Here is a 17618-nt window from a genome sequence, read left to right on the forward strand (position 1 = left end):
AGCCTGTGGCTGTATTTATCCTGCTTTACTTTCACTTTCATCAGAAAGGTCTATGACTGTTGTTTCATACTCAGTGTCTTCGCACAAAAAGCCCATTCTGTAGTTTTCAAGATAATCCTCGAGATTAAAGCTGTTCTTATCATCAGCATCAGCTGTGAATTTATAGAGCGGATGCTTGGAAGTGTCATATTTATCCGAATAAAACGGCGGTACTCCCCTGAGCTTTACGAGCAGCTTGTTTCCCGGCATGTTACCTATATCTTCAACACTCATAAGCTTTTTCCCAGCCTTCCTATAGCTGTTACCGCTGCTTCGCGTCTGGCCGTAGGTATCAGATTGCCCCAAAACATCTATAGTCTCCTGGCCCAAAAGATCTGACCAGTCTTTCCAGGAAGTAAACTCATTACCTCCAAGGAATCCCTTAACGTCACAAGAGGCTTCAATGTTCTCCGCCTTTTTATCTCCATAAAGGTCTATAAGCTGATTCTTTGCCTGGAAGAACATCCACATGGAAATTCCTCTTGAACGAAGCTGTGATATAAGATGCTCAAGCTTTGGGACCTGCCCTGTGTTATAGGTCTCATCCCACAAGACTCTGACATGGTACTTGAGATGTCCTCCACTAAGATCCGCCTTAGTTTTCAGCGTATTAAACATCTGTGATAGCGCCATCGATACAAGGAAGTTAAATGTGGTATCTGAGTCATCTATGATGAAAAACACAATGGTCTTCTCATCACCGATCTTATCCAGCTCAAGCTCATCAAATTCCATCTTTTCCCTAACAGTATCTATATCAAAGGGTGATAATCTTGCTCCTACAGAAGCCAGAATGCTCCTTTTGGTCTTGCCAGCACCTATAAGGAACTTCTTATATTGCCTCACGGAATAGGTTTCACCATTTTCCTCTTCATGTTCCTCGAACAGGATGTCTACAGCGCATTTTTCAGCTTCCATTGAGGTATATTCTTCTTCCTCACCCTTATCGTTGATCCTTGTTTTCTTGACAGGTACCGGATCTGTTACCTTGATCTTGGCTATAAGGTCCAACATTGTGATCATGTTTCTGGCATCAGTGACTTCTCTTTCGCAGATATATCCTATGATTGCGTTATAGAGAAGTTTCTCTGCCTTGGGCCAGAAAGGGTCCTGTCCCTTTTCATCAGGCTCTTTAGTATTTTCCATGAGTGTTGATACCATTTTCTGGATATCAGTCTCTTTTTTTATATAAGCGAACGGGTTATAACCCATAGATTTATCAAAATCTATTGTGTTAAAGACCTTTATCTTATATCCCATCTTTGTAATGAGGCTCCCGCAGCTATCAAGCAGCGTTCCTTTGGGATCAACTACCACGTAGCTTGAATGGAACTGTAAGAGATTGGGTAGCAACATACTAAATGTCTTACCAGCACCAGAGCCTCCGTAGAATATAGCATTCTTATTTCTGCCCATATACCAGGGCTTAACCTTTTCTTCCATCGTCAGGAACTCTGTTTTTGAAAGGATACAGTTCTCTCTAAACTTTGGATTTACGAATGGCTTTATATCTGCAGCTGTTCCGATCCTTGCATTTCCATATTCTTCGCCTGGTCTCATCTTCTTTCTGGTCGAATCCTTGTACCAGATATATAGGAACAAGAATGCACATCCCACGAGGCCCCATAACAGATCCCAGAGGTTAAAGGACAATATTGGCCAGCCGAACAAATTGCCGTAGTCAATATTTGTTATCTTGTCCGAAGCGTTGTTTCCTTCTGCAACCCGATAGATGTAGCCAAACTTATCCATAAAGTAGAATGCAGCTGCATAAGGGATCAGTTTATATAACTTGCTCTTGTCCATTACTTGGTACGCTCCATTGGCTCCAACTCCTTAACATCTATGTCGATATGCGAGTTGATTTCTTTGTTTACTGTATTTGCATGTTCTTCATAGAGCTTTAATCGCTCTTTTATACCTAAGGCTTCTTTTGTCTTAGCTTCTGTTGCTTTTGCCGGCTTCTTTTCGCCTGCAGTTACATCCTTTTCTGCTTCACGCTCAGCATTTCTCTCTGTTTCCTTTTCTGTCTGGTTACCAAGCAGCTCATTCTTCACATCCTGCTGATATTTGTCCTTCACATAATCCTCAAACAGATGGCTCATTACCTCTGCATTTTTCCCAGAGAAAAAGAAATGCATTGTGTTCGGATCTACTGAATCCTTAACTATGGCAAAGTCCACACCGTTCTTTTTGCAGGTACGTGAGAACTCTTTGAAATCTGTCTGATTTACATCCAGCTTTCCTATAGGTCCGGAGTGATTTTTATCGAACTTCAAAAACTTCTTGAGCGCTTTTGGACCCTCATAAACTCTTGTACGGTTGTGAAACTTGTTATAGGCCTGCCCTATCAAAAAAGCTGCTGCTTTACCGCCAATCTTAAGCCCCTTTTTACCTAATTTAACTGCGACATGAATTGTTGTTTTTGCGCCTATAGCGCTAACCCTTTTAGCATCTTCCTCTGTCATTTCTAGCACGCCTCCACTTTTCCAGGTCTTCTATGAACGATAAAATATGCTTTCTTTGTTCATTAGCCAGATTAAGCGATTTGATCCTTGTTCTTATCTCTTCTATGGATTCTTTCTTTTCCAGAAGCCGATACATTATTTCAGACTCAATTTTGTTGATTAGTTCATTTCTCCAGATCTGATCTCCAACGCTCATCTCTTACCCCCACTCTCACGTTAAATCCGACTCGTTTATTACAAATTCCCCTATTTCTACTCCAAGGCATCTGCATAGCAGTTCATACTCTGCAAACTTAAATGCCCGTTCTCCGTTCACTTTTTTGTATAGGCTGTGCCTGCTCATTCCACAGGCATTTGCTATCTCTCCGAATTTGATACCGGAATTCCTGATAGCTTCATGAAGCTTTTCATAATCTAGCATTATATACCAACCAAACTTATATCATATAATTTACATTCATCTTTCCGAGTCAATAATATATTTCCTTTGTTTTGATTTGTCAACAAAAATATTAACAAAAGTTATACTGTATAAGTTTCAACGCAATATATAATGTTTATATTCAATTTTCTAAAAGTTCTCTAAAATCGCGCAAATTAAACAAACTTAATCGTTTTTGTTTCTTTTTTGTGCTATAATTCTCATTGCTTATATATAATTTTAATTCATATTTTGGAGATATTATTATGGACGTTCTTTACGAGAATATTGCTAGACTTAGACGTGAACAGGGCCTCAGACAGGCGGATCTGGCACAGAAAGTTGGCTATTCAGCCAACACCATGATTGCCCACATAGAGCAAGGTACTGTTGATCTTCCCTACTCAAAGATACAGGGCTTTGCGAAAGCTTTGAATGTTACTGTTCCGCAGCTTATAGGTTATGAATCAGATGAATTTACAACCAAGATGGCTACTCTTTCAGAAGAGGGCAAACAATTTTTAAGACAATGTCTGGACTTTGCGCTCTTCACTTACGGTACAGAGTCTAAAGATTCTGAAGAGAAATAAAAAGATGCGCCAGCTCACACTGGCGCAATATCTTTTGTCAGAAATTGTATTATGTCTTCGTTTACTTCTACCAAATAGACAAATAGCATAACAAGTAGTTTATAGAGGACAAATATAACCGATGAGATTCCCATGGATATCAGTGCAACCTTAAATGTTCCTACTTGAGCAAACCAAAATACAAACCCTAGAATCGTGATAAGGGCCATCGCTCCTCCAATTATATAACCGAAGAATAAAATCCAGAATTCCCCGACCATATCCAGGAATTTTATGATTATGTAGATTGGTAAATACAGAATCAAAAGTATTATCTTTAATGCCTTCATATTCCCTCCGTCACAATACTTATCATTCAGTTTCCCTGGGCCATCTCTAACAACCTGTTATCTTCTTTACACTCTTCTACTTCTCCTACATAGTTCACCAGAACTGATCTAACAGGTTCGTCGAACCCTATCTCATCAATCACCTTAAGAATTGTTCTTCTCTTGATACTCATGGCTGCAGCTATGAATATTTCAGCCTTAAGCTCTACTATGTACCTACGGTCAAAATGGCAATTCTTTTTGACCTTATGTAGATTCTGTTTAAAGTCTTCTTTCGCATCAAATTGCATATTCGCACCTCTCATTCTGGAATAGATGAATTAAAATTATATGAAAGTGTGCTTTAATACTGTTTTTATACCTTTAAACTTATAAAATATAATTTAAAATGCATTTTTAATATATTGCGTTTATTCTCTTCTGTCAATCCAATGTATCTCTATTAGATTTTCTAATAGAATAATTGTTTAGATTATTTATCCTCTATTCAAATTACATGTCTCTAATAGACTTGCTAATAGATATCTAATAGACTTCTATTAGATATTTGTAATAAAATTCTATTATAGTTTCTATTAGCATGTCTAATATTATAATATATTAGTTGTTCTAATATGTATTCTAATTTATTATCTAATATTTCTGTATATTAATATATCTATTATATTATCTAATCTATTTTATATTATATCCTACAATATATTATCTTATACATTTTATATTTCTATTTACAATATGTATTGCATTTTATATTTGAATTACTATTTGTATTTTATATTATAATGTGTTATTCTATTATATATTAGATTTGAGAATTTATTATATTACACAATACAATATATATTTGTAATGTATTTTGCATTAGGCATCCAATTATATATTGCAATAGATATTCTATTAGATTATCTATTAGTGCAGGAGGATTAAATGGCAATAAAGATAGCAGTAGCAAATCAAAAGGGCGGAGTAGGTAAAACCACAACAGCAGTAAACCTTGCAGATGCATTAAGACACTTCAACTATAAGGTACTGTTCATAGATCTTGACCCACAGCATAACTCAACCAGCACCTATGGAGCTGTAATAGAAGATGAGAACACCATAGTAGATCTGTTGAAGAAGGACTGTACTGCAAAAGAAGCTATTCAGACAACTCCTTTAGGAGACATAATCGCAGGAGATGGCCTTCTGGCAACAGAAGAGAACTACTTTAATTCACAAAAAGCCAGAGAGAGGATTCTTAAGAGCCGGTTAAAAGAACTGGAAGATGATTACGATTTCATCATCATGGATACACCGCCAAACCTTGGAATCTATATGATAAATGCTCTTACAGCCGCTGATGGCTGCATTATTCCTATAAAAGCAGAGCAATATGCTATAGATGGTCTTGGACTTCTTATTGAGACAATAAACGAAGTAATTGATCTTTTAAATGAAAACCTCAAAATCTATGGTGTCCTGATGACTTCATATGACGCAAGAAATGGTCTGGATGTAGGAATAAAAGAAGCTCTTCCGGAAGTGGGCGAAGCAAGAGGATTTAAAGCATTCGATACACAGATCCGTATCAGCCAGGATGTTAAGAAAGCCCAGGCAATCAGAGATTCCGTTGATGAAGACGGCAACCTTATAGTGGCAAACAGATCACTTTTTGAAAACTTTAAAGCAAGTAACGCAGCTGTAGACTATGTTAATTTCACAAAAGAAGTATTGGAGGTAATCAATGGCTAAGCACACACAGAAAAACGATGCACTTGGAATGTTTGGTAACACAAAACCAGTAAATATCAAGAAACAGCCTGCAAAAGAGACTCCAAAGAAAGCTGAAATTGTAGAGGAAGCAGAGAAGAAAGCTCCATCACCTAAAGCTGAAAAGGTAGAAGAGAAGATTCCTGAAAAGAAGACAGAACCAAAAGTTGAGCAGGAAGCTAATCCTGTAGAAACACCAGCATTGTCAGGAATGGGATTAAAGCTTACAATGGATCTGGAGAAGAAAGAACGCACTAAGAGAACAAGATGTTTCTATCTTAGCGATGAAACTTATGAAAAGCTTGTAGAAATGTCAAAAAAGAGTCAGTCAAATGCTTCTGAGTATCTGGAATTCATTTTAAAGCAGGTACTGTTTAATTAAGGATTTATCCACAACCAATAATTACGTTTTTAGATTGCTTATATAAATATATATTAATAAACAACAACAGAGAAAAATTAATTTGTTTGTTTAGGGACTGCGAAAGCCCAGTATTTAAGCCAATTGTAGCGATTTGGAAAGTAAGAAATGGATTAATAGAGCGTAGCTGTTGGTTACATGTAACGTAGAAAATGGATTATATTGGCGGTAAGAATGGTGATTGTCAGAAAAAACATACACCAATCTTACCGCTTTTTGTACCCATAAATAACGTAAATGTAGGTAAATACGTAAAGTCTGGATACAAATGATGACCTGGAAAGGGCAGTAGAAAGGCTTATTCCGAAAGTACGTAATAATTGGTTGTGGATAACTCGGAATATACACCAAAAACTACGCATTTAGATCAAAATAGGTGTTTTTAACGTAATTTTTGGTGTATAAATCATTGACCAAATCGGTTAAGAATCATAAGGAGCCTATATTTGGGCTTATATTTAATGAGAAATATCTACGTAGAAATTGGATGTATAATCAGCACACCAAAAATTACGTTTTTAGACTCGAAAACAGTGTCTCAGGATACTTTTGGGCAAAATCTAGACTGAAGAATATCCAGTATTTATGCGTTATGTAGAAATCTACGTAAAAATTGGTGTATAGGAAATATGAGTGTACCAATTTTTACGTGTTCAGAACCAGATAAGAACTATCTACGTAGAAAATGGATTAATATAATAGAATATCGACTATATCGGTCAATATATTAAAAATCACGTTGATGCCAGATATAGTACACGATTGAAGCATTATTAGACAGAAGTATGTATACACCAAAAATTACGTAGATGGGCTTAGATGATCTTCGTTAGAAGTAAAAGCGTAAAAAATGGTGCATGTTTTTTGTGGCAAATACTCCAGATAAATAGAAAGAAGGATATATAAACGTAGTTTTTGGATTGAAAGATACACCAAAAGCTACGTTTTTTGCATAGAAGGCCGGAATACAAACTACGTAGAGTTTGGTGGTTAGAATCAATCCAATCACTACTGATTATTCTTTAAAAGCGTAGTAAATGGTTGTAAAATATAAACCAAACGCTACGCTTTTTGTTGACATCGGCGTAGAGCTTGGTTTATTCTAAAATCAAGGGTAAATACGTAGAAAATGGTTTAATGAACGTAGTAATTGGTGGGGGAATTAGATGAGTAAGGCAAATGAGCCGCTTTATAATTTGAGCTTGGTAAAATCAAATGACATGATTTCAGCCAAGTATAAGGCGACACTTCTTGAAAACCAGGTTATGGCCATTGCTTTAACCAGAATAGAAGTGAATGAGAATGATAAAGAGCATCCTTTAGTAGCCCGGCTGTATCCGAGAGAACTCAAAAAACTAGTAAGTGATGACAGACATATATATAGAGATCTTAAGGATCTTGCGAAGACAATAACCGGACATACGATGTTTCTTGAGGATGGAAAGGGAAACTTCAAGGCTTTTTCTGTAGTTCCTAATGCTATCTATAAGGATGGAGTCTTTAGTATTATCTTTAACAGTGAGCTTAAAGAGCATATCTTAGGACTGGAGAAGAACTATACAACGTTGGAATTGTCAGTAATGACTGATTTTGAAAGGAACTCTTCATTCCGTATATATGAGCTACTAAAGAAGGATCTTTACAAGAGTAAGCCCGATGTTAATGACGGAAGAGTAGATGTACAGTACAATCTGTCAGAGTTCAGATTCATGATTGGCCTTGCAAATGGTGATGATCCGATAGTTGCTAAGGTTATGGCCAGACAAGGGCAGAATATTGATTGGGATGCTGTTTATGCGAAACTCCCCAAAGACAGCAAGAAATATGATCCCTGGTACGAGGTTCAGAGAAATGTCCTTAGACCTGCTCAGAAGGAACTCAAAGAAAAGAGCGATATAAGGTTTGAGTATGAAGGCCTGAAGAATGGCAAGAAAACAGCAGAGATTCTTTTCCATATCTATCCTAATAAGCCTTCAATTTCTGTTATTTCCAAGTCCAAGGTTATAGAGAGGGAACAGCTTAACAGACAGCTTGAAATCCCTTACGATCTGGAACAGTTTGCGCCGCTATATGATGAATTTATAGGTCATAACGAGTTGACCAAGGAAGATATTGATCTGCTTCTTGTAAAAGCTGATTTCGACAGCAAGAAAGTTATAGCTGCGATCGATTATGCTGATGAGCAGCCACATGTATATAACTACATGGGATTTCTTATTAGAGCTATCGAAGAAGGCTACACGCAAACATTTACAATTAATGGAGATGCAGAAAAAGGCGCAGGATTCGTCAAATTTAAGGAAGCGTATAAAGAAGGCAAGAGGACAGGAGATATTCAGAAGGCTGCCTGGGAAAGAATTCAGAAAAATGATGACTTCCAGGAGTTTGAGGCAATGATTGTCGAGAACGGACTGACTATAGAGCAGCTTGTTTCAATCTATTCTCTTGATGAGGTAATAAAGTTCTATTCAGACTGGAAATTCGGCAGACCACTGAACTTTTAAGACTATAAGACGTTCTAATAGAAACCCTATTAGAACGTCTATTTTTTGATAAAAAGGACTAATTTTAACGTGTTGATAATTTATTAACGATTTGCTATAATGCGAGATAGCTTGCGTCGAAGGGAGGAGTGTGCAATGTGTAATTATTGTGTTCCTGGAAGTGAAAAGCTTGAAGAATGCATCTATAACAAGAAGATAGATGCAGGCATTCTAGGGGGACTATTCCTTGACATGAGAGTTGATAGTGACAACAGCGCGGTAAGAGTAGACATCGGCAATTCGAATGGTGAGGGAGCTGGAGACTTAATCAAAATCAATTATTGCCCTTTTTGTGGCAGGGATTTGAACGAGGAAGCCAGCTAAAGTATTGAGGCTAGTGTTGATATAAATGTGTGAAAGAAGGCAGATCAGATCATTCTGGTCTGCTATTTTTTTACAGCCAAACAAAGGGTATAATATAGCAGTTGATGGCCGGGGAAAAGTTGACTAAAAAGGAAGAGATGACCGTTTACCTGCTCTATCTGAAGAACGATTAGAGAAACGCCATGGATAACACATGATATCTATAAATGCTACAGTAACAACCCTTTTATAATAAGGCATTAAACCAAATATTAAATCGCGCTTTAACAAGTTAAAATTTGAAATCAAAGGCGTTTTTGAGGTGTTTTTGTACATGGAATGTATTTTAAAGGTGACTAAAAAGGGAATGATATTTAAACCTTGTATCGAATAAGGAATCATAATGACAGATCAGGAATTTATAGCCAAATATGGAAGCAAACTAAATACTCAGCAGCTGGAAGCTGTCAGGGCCACGGAAGGACCGGTGCTTCTTCTTGCTGTTCCAGGGAGCGGTAAGACCACGGTTCTGGTCAATCGACTTGGATACATGCTCTATGTTAAGGGGATTGATCCTTCAAATATCCTAACTCTTACCTATACAGTGGCAGCTACGAGGGATATGGCAGAACGTTTTACAGCTCTTTTTGGAGAGGATATCTCTGACAGGCTTGAGTTCAGGACCATAAATGGAATATGTGCCAAGATCATAGCTCACTATGGAAGACTTATCGGCAAGACTTCATTTGAGCTTATCACTGACGAAAAGATCTCCGGTAAGCTCCTTACTGACATCTTTGTGAAGATCATGAAGGAGTACCCCACAGAGAGCGATATAAAGACAGTACGGACGCTTATCACCTACTGCAAGAACATGATGCTCGAGCCTAAAGAGATTAAAGAGCTGGGTGAAAATGAAGGAATAGAGCTTCTGGATATCTACGAGAGCTACAATCGTGAGCTCAAGGCCAGAAGTCTTATGGACTATGATGATCAGATGATCTATGCCTACAGGATGCTTAAAGGTTCAAAAGATTTATTAGAGTTCTACAGGGATAAGTATCGCTATATCTGTGTGGATGAAGCCCAGGACACCTCAAAGGTTCAGCATATGATAATAGCTCTTTTGTCAGGTGAAAAGGGCAATCTGTTTATGGTAGGGGATGAGGACCAGAGTATATATGGATTCAGAGCAGCATATCCTGATGCGCTTCTTCATTTCGAGAAGGAGCATCGTGGAGCCAAAGTCCTTATCATGGACAAGAACTACAGGTCCAATGCCAAGATTGTAGAAACGGCAGACAGATTCATTCAAAAGAACTTCAGCCGTCATGAAAAGCATATGTGCGCTACAAGGGAGGCAGAGAGCGACATCAGCTTTATATCCTTAAGTACCAGGGAATCTCAGTATAAGTACCTGCTGGAGATGGCAAAAGACGTAAAGACCCAGACAGCAGTACTTTATAGGGATAATGAGAGCATTTTGCCGCTTGTAGATCTGCTACTTAGGGAAAATGTTCCTTACAGGATAAAGAATGCAGACATGGCTTTCTTTACACACAGAGTAGTGGTAGATGCTGTAAATATCCTGAAGTTCTGCCTTAACCCTTCAGATCCCGAGTTGTTTATGAGGATATACTTCAAGTTCCAGACCTTCCTTCGTAAACCTGACGCTGAAGCCATGTGCAGGATAGCGGATGATAGGCATATAGGGATTCTGGATGCTGCAGAGTATGTAGATATAAATAAACATGTTTTAGGCAACGTAAGGGCCCTTAGGACGCATTTTAGAAATATGGCTTCAGAATCTACCTACAAAGCCATAAACAGGATGGACAGGTTTATGGGCTATGGGGATTACCTTCGGGATAACAATATTGATGACAACAAGCTCTTTATCCTGAAGATGATATCTAAGAATGAGCCTACGATAGAAGGATTTCTTGAAAGGCTTGAAGAACTGCGCCAGATCCTTACTGATGGTGAGGTCAATTACAAAAGCAAGCTGATACTTTCTACCATACATTCCAGCAAGGGCCTTGAGTATGACACTGTGTACCTGATGGACGTAATAAATGGTGTATTCCCAAGTAAGATCATTGGCTTTAAGTCGGCTTCCCCAAAGGAAAAGCGTGATTATGAGGAGGAGCGAAGGATCTTTTACGTTGGAATTACCAGGGCAAAGGATAAGCTCTGCATATTCAAGTACGGCGATGAGGCTTCCATATTTGTCTCAGAGATAAATCCTGAGCAAAAGCCCATAAAGAAAGAGAAGGTAAAACGGAAGAAGGAGAATGTACTTCGTAAGCCGACTCCTCTTTTAAAGAATAGGCCCGCGGTTACAAGTAAGGATAATGTCCCGGATAGTCTTATTATAGGTGAGCGTATATCATCTCCCAGGTACGGAGAAGGCACCATTACTGATGTTGTTTGGGATGACGATGAGATTCCTATGAAGTTTACCGTGGAGTTTGATTCTGGGAATGAGAGGATATTCATGTATCCCTTTGCTTTTACGACAGGGATGAAGGTAATAGAGTGAGAGGCGATGGTAAGGTGACAGTAAGAAAACGGATAAGAAAGATCTTTACAAAGCAGGAGCAGATGTCAGAAGCTCTTTTTCTGAATCTTATCCTGGCATTTAGCGGCGGTTTTCAGGACGCATACACCTACATGGTGAGGGATAATGTATTTGCCAATGCTCAGACCGGAAATGTAGTGCTTATGAGCACTTATCTCATGCAGGGACTGTGGCAAAGAGGACTGATGTACCTGTTTCCGCTGTTTTCCTTCATGGCAGGTATATTTATCTCTGATAACGTAGGCTTTTATTATCGGAATGCGAAAAAGATACACTGGAGACAGGGGATAGTAGCTGTAGAAGCGTTGATAATGTTGATTGCGGCATTTCTTCCGCAAAACCTGAATATGCTCTGTAACTGTCTCATCTCTTTTTCCTGCGCGCTGCAGGTGCAGTCCTTTAAGAAAGTGCATGGAAATGTGTATGCCAGCACCATGTGCATCGGAAACATAAGGAGCGGAGTGGTGTCTTTTTCCAAGTATCTTAAGACCAAGGATGTTAAGGATATCAGAAAAGCAGGAGACTATTTTGCAGTGATAGTGACTTTTGCAATAGGAGCCGGATTTGGCGGCAATCTATCAGAGCTATACATGGAAAAGACAATCCTCGTATCTTGTGTGTTGTTAATCATCTGCTCGTTTCTTATGGATCTTGATAAAGACTGATATTGCTGCAGTCTAGGTACATGTTTAACGGAGAGGAGACCATAATGAACGTAACCAGGATAGAGGATGATCGCTTAAAACCATGCCCATTCTGCGGTGAGAAACCGTGGCTGGCGCAGAGTTATGCAAAATATGGCTTTTGTAGCAGCCTGGATGAATTACCAGAGGGAGCTGAAGCCAGGGAGAATAGAGGAACAGAAGAAGACCCCAGTATCTTATGGGAAATGAAGACTTATCGTGTGAAGTGTGGCACATCTAAATGCTTTGGAAATCACTCGCAGTATTATTATCTTAGCATAGATGAAGCATTAAAATATTGGAATAACAGGGTTTGAGAGGAGATTGTATGAAAAAAGTTGAGATTATTGCGCTGATAGGTGCTATTACAGTATTGTCTGCAGGTTGTGGCAGCAAGCCTGCAGATGTGTCGGGTAAAGAAACAGCAATAGAGACTGCCACTGCGGAGGATTCAGTAAAAGAGAGCCTTCAGGCGCCGGTAGTAAAGGACGGAGTGATGGAGCCGGGAGAAGATGCCATAAACGTTGTATTTGAGTGGAATCCTGTTGATGGTGCAGATGGCTACGAAGTCCTCGAAGAGAATAAGTTTTGTGAAGAAGATGAGTATCGAGAAGTGACCGAGGATAGCACATCTGTTATCACTGATACCTCTTATGTTACCGGAGCGCAGGATGACTTTGATTTCAGGATTAAGGTAAGAGCTTACCGGGGAGACGGTGAAAACAGGGAATATAGTGAGTGGAGTGACTACTCATATGGCAGTTCCTACGATAAAGCGGACAAGGTATCAGGCATTGAGTCTTCAACAGGATCTGCCACACCTGAAGAAGCAGATGCTCTGTTTAAGCAGGCTATAAACGGGGAAATTATTGTCAATGCAGTCTACGAGGACGGGACTGATATTTCTTTCTGGATACCTGATCTGCCACAAGACCCTGAGGAGTGGGACAGTTATTCTGTTGGCGAGAGAGTAGACCTTGATAACGACGGAGTTAATGAGCTTATTCTAAACGGACCCTATGGCGGCAAATACCTGGATGCAAGGGACGGCGGAGTTTATCAGCTCGCTGAGGGAGAAGGAACTGCTGGGCAGCTGTATTACGCGGAATATGATGGAAAGACATATATCTGTCACGTGGACAATTCTCATGGCGGCAGAGAGATCTTTTTGATGGACCAGTACAATGGGAATGGCGCAATCGTAGAATCTACGTCGCTTACAGCTGAATACTGGGACTACGTAGAGTTTACTGCGGATGCTGCTGTATGCCATTTTGGAGACGAGGAAATATCGGTTGAAAGATATCTGGAACTAAGAAAAGAGATTTTTAAGTATTAAAGATGAATACAGAAATGACTAAACTGCAGGACATCTTGCCTTTTTGGGAAAAACTGTATATAATTCTAATTAACCGAAATGGATTTGGGCTAAATTGATTTCGGTTAATTGCATTTAGGTGGATGGAGGATAAACATGAAGGATATATTCCGAGGTCGATCTGCTGAGCTTAAGATACTTGATAAAAAATTCAAACAAAAGGGCTTTGTAATGACGGTTTTGTACGGCCGAAGAAGAGTAGGCAAAACGAAACTGGTTAATAAGTTTATTCAGGATCATGACTGTAAGAGCATCTCTTTCACAGCAGTCGAGCGAGAAGAGTCTGAATTACTGTCAATGATGACAGAGGCTGTCCTTACGGCGCTAGCACCGGATATGCTTGGAGATATCAGCTTTAACAGTTTTGAGAAATTATTTGATTTCATCGGCAGACAGGCTGAAAGGGAGAGAATAGTTTTCTTTATAGATGAATACCCATATCTGGCAAAGCAATGTCCATATATTCAGTCAGTTCTGCAGAAGACCATAGATACAAGGTGGAACACGGGGAATCTGTTTTTTATTCTGTGTGGTTCTCTTGTCAGTTTCATGAAAGAAGAGGTACTTGCAGAGTCTGCTCCATTACATGGCAGAAGCAATTTAGAGCTTAAGCTCAGACCATTCAATTATCTGGAGACAGCAGATTTCCTCGAGGGATTTTCGAATGAAGACAAAGCTATATGCTATGGGCTAACGAATGGTGTAGCGAAATATCTAGAACAATTTGATACGAGTTTGTCATTAGAAGAGAACATTATAGACCAGTTCTACTCTGTAGGAGGTTATTTCTCTGAAGAGCAGGTTAAGACGGTTGTTTCAAGCGAAAAACAGAGCCCTGCTCTTTATAATTCGATTATTTCGGCGGTGGCTACAGGGCATACAAAGAATGGAGAAATAGCCACTTATATCGGTTCTGATGATGTAACGTATCCATTAAAGGTCCTTGTTGGTGCAGAAATACTGGAAAAAAGGATGTCTAAGAAGCCGTACTATGTACTAAATGATAGCATGCTGGAATTTTGGTTTAGATATGTTAACAGGGCAACCAGTCTCATAAATGCAGGCAGAGGAGAAACATATTATCATTCCAATGTTAAGGAACATCTGCATGATTTCATGGGAAAAGTATTTGAAAAGATGGCTAAAGAGTATCTTATATTGAATGCCGGACTTAATGGATTGCCGGTTTTGACAGAGATAACTGATTATCAGGCATCAGTTCTTGATGAGAACAAGGAGCAGATGCAGATAGAGATCGATCTTCTTGGAAAGAACGACAAGAACATTATGTTGGTTGGCGAGTGTAAGTTTAAGAATTCCCCGTTCGATAAAGAAGAGTTTGAATGGTTCATGGACAAAATTAAATACATACCTGCGTCAGCTCCAGTGATATGTATTTTTTCTCTTGGTGGTTTTACAAAGTACGTAAAGGAAAATGCGGGAACGTGCATGCTAATCGGCATTGATGATATGTATTGAACATCCCAGAAGAGTGCAGAATAATGCTAAAAGATAAAGATATTCGGGAACCGCTTTTTGACTTCCTTGAGGATACATATGGGAAAGTCCGGATAATTGAAGAAAAGACCATGGGTCGCTCCAGAGCGGATCTTGTGATGGTTACAGAAGACAGCCTCGTTGGTATTGAGATAAAGAGCGATGCTGATACCTATGCAAGGTTGGTGACTCAGGTAAAGGACTACGACAAGTACTATGATTACAACATTGCTGTAGTTGGTTCCAGCCATGGGATCCATATAAAAGAGCATGTTCCGGTGCATTGGGGCATAATCACCGTTGAAGAGGTGGATGGAGTACCTGATTTTTACATGCTAAGAAAGCCTGAAACCAACCCAAACATGAAGCTTGAGAATAAGCTTAAGATCCTTTGGAGACCTGAGCTTGCTCTTATTCAGGAAAAGTATGGAATGGCAAAGTACAAGGAAAAGAGCAAGTCTTTTGTAATTGATAAGATCAGCGCTCTTGTTCCGGATATTGTTACTATGGAGGCCCTGTCCGGTACTATCAGCAATATTCTCTTTGAAAGAGACTACAGCAAGGTGGCGGAAACCCTTACAGAGTACCGCAAGGGAGAGCTTCAGAAGGCTATAGAAAAAGAGACTGATCCTAAGAAAAAGCTTGAACTCATGGTAGAACAGGCTGAAAAGAGTAATAACTTTACTAAAAAGACCAAGAGAAGACGCAGGAGAAGATAAGATGGCATCGCCAGTTAGTATAAAGAGTGCAACTGCGAAGAAAGCGCAGAAAACATGAAAGAGATAAATATCAAAGGCATTCTTCTTACAATAATCGGAGCAGCTTGCTGGGGGTTGTCCGGATCCGTGGGGCAGTACTTATTTGACGTTCAGGGGATGGACAGCAGATGGCTGGTGCCGATAAGGCTTGGAGTATCGGGAATACTCATACTGATTTACTGTTTTATAAAATATGGTAAAACAACTCTTAATCCCTGGAAGACCAGAAACAGGGCGGTTCTTATGGTCGTATATGGCGTTCTGGGCGTATCGGCCTGTCAGTTCCTGTATTTCCTTACGATTGAGCTGTCAAATGCAGCTATAGGAACGATTTTACAGGATCTGGCACCTCTTTTTATTCTGGGATATACCTGCATAACCATGAAAAGAAAGCCGGGGGCTTTTGAGGTTATATCAATCATACTGGCGATGCTTGGAGTATTTCTTTTAACTACTCATGGAAGTATAGATAACATGTCTGTCTCAGCGCCGGCGCTTATTGCAGGAGTCGGAAGTGCGTTTTGTGTTATGGTCTACAACGTTCTTGCACCAAAGCTTTCAGATGACATACCGGTCATTGTGGCCCAGGGATGGTCATTCCTTATGGGAGGCATCGCAACTGCGCTGTTATTCAGAACATGGACTATAGATTATAAGCCAGGATTTATGGGCTTACTTGGTATCGCTTTTGTTGTTGTCATAGGAAATATCTGCGCTTTTACTTTGTATATCAGTGGTGTGAAGCAGATAGGCCCACAAAAGGCAATCTTGTATAGCTTCGCAGAGCCAATAACTGCAGCAATCATTTCCGTTACTGTGCTTGGAACGTCGTTTACTGTATTTGATGCATTGGGATTTTTGTTGATCTTTGCTATGCTGTGGCTTATAACATTGTTTGGTAAAAAACAAAGCTAAAATAAAGGATTGCTTTTATCGTTTTGTTATTCATATTTTATCGAATATTAACATAATAATGATAGAATTAAATATGAACATTTAAGGCAAAGTACAACGATAAGGCGAGTGTATCATGAAATCAAAAAGGATCTATACTACTATCAGCATAGCCCTCCTTTTCCTGGTAATCTGTCTGGGCGTCTTTTTGACGCCTGTTTTTGCTTCGTCTGATTCTCCTGCTACAGTATTTACAATTGGTGTGCCTGTAGATAGATGTCCTATGTTCTATCTTGATACAGCCACCGGCGAGATTGCAGGAATCGGCGTTGATCTTATGGAATCCGCTGCCAAAGAGGCTGGTTTCAATGTCACATTCAAAGCTATAAGTGAATCAAATCTTAAGGAAGCCCTTGATAGTACTGAGTACGATCTTGTTATGCCCTTTGGAAGTGCTGTTTCAAGTGCATCTGGTCAAGCGACCATCGTATCGGACAATCTCATCCAGACCCCATTTACCCTTGTGACTACAGATAAGCACTCTATTTCTGACATAAATACCATCAGAGTAGGCATGCTAAAATCACAGGGCGGAGTAGCAGAAACTGTAAAGCAGTTATACCCTGGAATAACGATAAACCTTTACAATTCCATGGCTGATTGCATTAAAGCGCTTAGAAATGAAGAGGTAGATGCACTTTTACATAACTCATATGCGTGGAGCTATGTGCTTCAAAAGCCATCCTATAAGGATCTTAAAGTACAGCCTTCTGCCATGTTTTCAATGGATTTTCGTGCCGGAACTCTTGAAACCCCAGAGGGAAAAAAACGAATTGAACTTCTAAACGAAGGAATTGCAGCTATTCCTGAAACCAAAAAGCAGGCTATAGCCCTTGATTACACGACCAGAGATCTTTATGTGTATACTTTCGGAGACTATCTATTCCAATATAAGTACTTC

19 protein-coding genes are annotated in these 17618 nt (G+C 39.3%); 13 read left to right on the plus strand and 6 right to left on the minus strand.

All coding sequences use genetic code 11. The features are described 5' to 3' along the window. Positions 1–15 precede the first annotated feature (15 nt). Genes G632_RS0116890 through G632_RS21835 form a run of 4 tightly spaced genes read right to left on the minus strand, consistent with a single transcriptional unit; the run spans position 16 to position 2928 of the window. Positions 16–1845, minus strand: coding sequence for a VirD4-like conjugal transfer protein, CD1115 family (locus tag G632_RS0116890; RefSeq protein WP_022770712.1), 1830 nt, complete (start codon positions 1843–1845; stop codon positions 16–18). Then, entirely contained in the window at positions 1845–2507 is a 663-nt protein-coding gene (locus G632_RS0116895; protein WP_022770713.1) for a PcfB family protein, read from the minus strand. Before G632_RS0116895 ends, G632_RS0116890 begins: the two co-directional genes overlap by 1 nt. Next, entirely contained in the window at positions 2488–2703 is a 216-nt protein-coding gene (locus G632_RS0116900; RefSeq protein ID WP_022770714.1) for a hypothetical protein, read from the minus strand. The genes G632_RS0116895 and G632_RS0116900 overlap by 20 nt, the downstream gene beginning before the upstream one ends. A gap of 15 nt (positions 2704–2718) precedes the next feature. After that, positions 2719–2928: a helix-turn-helix domain-containing protein gene (locus G632_RS21835; RefSeq protein WP_022770715.1), complete on the minus strand. Its 210-nt coding sequence runs from the start codon at positions 2926–2928 to the stop codon at positions 2719–2721. A gap of 266 nt (positions 2929–3194) precedes the next feature. Between G632_RS21835 and G632_RS21520 the strand changes: the two genes are divergently transcribed. Next, positions 3195–3518 (plus strand): helix-turn-helix domain-containing protein, encoded by a 324-nt coding sequence (locus tag G632_RS21520; RefSeq protein ID WP_022770716.1) that lies wholly within the window; start codon positions 3195–3197, stop codon positions 3516–3518. A 14-nt stretch (positions 3519–3532) separates the two neighbouring features. On the opposite strand, the gene G632_RS0116910 is transcribed toward G632_RS21520, so the two are convergent. Together G632_RS0116910 and G632_RS0116915 are read right to left on the minus strand one after the other, a co-directional pair. Further along, positions 3533–3847, minus strand: a complete 315-nt coding sequence (locus G632_RS0116910; RefSeq protein ID WP_022770717.1) for a hypothetical protein — start codon at positions 3845–3847, stop codon at positions 3533–3535. A 26-nt stretch (positions 3848–3873) separates the two neighbouring features. Further along, positions 3874–4137 (minus strand): hypothetical protein, encoded by a 264-nt coding sequence (locus tag G632_RS0116915; RefSeq protein ID WP_022770718.1) that lies wholly within the window; start codon positions 4135–4137, stop codon positions 3874–3876. A gap of 637 nt (positions 4138–4774) precedes the next feature. Between G632_RS0116915 and G632_RS0116920 the strand changes: the two genes are divergently transcribed. The 12 genes from G632_RS0116920 to G632_RS0116975 form a co-directional block, all read left to right on the plus strand. Beyond that, a complete protein-coding gene (locus G632_RS0116920) occupies positions 4775–5581 on the plus strand; it encodes a ParA family protein (protein ID WP_022770719.1) in 807 nt (268 codons plus the stop codon). Continuing rightward, positions 5574–5981, plus strand: coding sequence for a hypothetical protein (locus tag G632_RS0116925; RefSeq protein ID WP_022770720.1), 408 nt, complete (start codon positions 5574–5576; stop codon positions 5979–5981). The genes G632_RS0116920 and G632_RS0116925 overlap by 8 nt, the downstream gene beginning before the upstream one ends. Positions 5982–7186: 1205 nt before the next feature. Further along, positions 7187–8524, plus strand: coding sequence for a replication initiation protein (locus G632_RS0116930; protein WP_022770721.1), 1338 nt, complete (start codon positions 7187–7189; stop codon positions 8522–8524). 135 nt (positions 8525–8659) lie between these two features. Next, positions 8660–8887, plus strand: a complete 228-nt coding sequence (locus G632_RS20590) for a hypothetical protein (protein WP_022770722.1) — start codon at positions 8660–8662, stop codon at positions 8885–8887. Between the two features lie 382 nt (positions 8888–9269). Next, positions 9270–11408, plus strand: a complete 2139-nt coding sequence (locus G632_RS0116940) for an ATP-dependent helicase (RefSeq protein WP_022770723.1) — start codon at positions 9270–9272, stop codon at positions 11406–11408. Positions 11409–11422: 14 nt separating this feature from the next. After that, a complete protein-coding gene (locus G632_RS0116945) occupies positions 11423–12112 on the plus strand; it encodes a YoaK family protein (RefSeq protein ID WP_026489192.1) in 690 nt (229 codons plus the stop codon). Between the two features lie 44 nt (positions 12113–12156). Continuing rightward, positions 12157–12447: a Lar family restriction alleviation protein gene (locus tag G632_RS0116950; protein ID WP_022770725.1), complete on the plus strand. Its 291-nt coding sequence runs from the start codon at positions 12157–12159 to the stop codon at positions 12445–12447. A gap of 11 nt (positions 12448–12458) precedes the next feature. Then, positions 12459–13469 carry a hypothetical protein gene (locus tag G632_RS0116955; RefSeq protein WP_022770726.1) on the plus strand — a complete coding sequence of 337 codons (1011 nt, stop codon included), beginning with the start codon at positions 12459–12461 and terminating at the stop codon, positions 13467–13469. A gap of 135 nt (positions 13470–13604) precedes the next feature. Next, positions 13605–14987 (plus strand): ATP-binding protein, encoded by a 1383-nt coding sequence (locus tag G632_RS0116960; protein ID WP_022770727.1) that lies wholly within the window; start codon positions 13605–13607, stop codon positions 14985–14987. A 23-nt stretch (positions 14988–15010) separates the two neighbouring features. Next, positions 15011–15724: a sce7726 family protein gene (locus G632_RS0116965; protein WP_022770728.1), complete on the plus strand. Its 714-nt coding sequence runs from the start codon at positions 15011–15013 to the stop codon at positions 15722–15724. 54 nt (positions 15725–15778) lie between these two features. After that, positions 15779–16678 (plus strand): DMT family transporter, encoded by a 900-nt coding sequence (locus G632_RS0116970; protein WP_022770729.1) that lies wholly within the window; start codon positions 15779–15781, stop codon positions 16676–16678. Between the two features lie 115 nt (positions 16679–16793). Next, positions 16794–17618: transporter substrate-binding domain-containing protein (locus G632_RS0116975; protein ID WP_022770730.1), on the plus strand; the 825-nt coding region annotated here is incomplete at its 3' end.

The sequence above is a fragment of the Butyrivibrio sp. NC2007 genome, from assembly GCF_000421405.1.
In the GTDB taxonomy this organism is placed as follows: domain Bacteria; phylum Bacillota; class Clostridia; order Lachnospirales; family Lachnospiraceae; genus Butyrivibrio.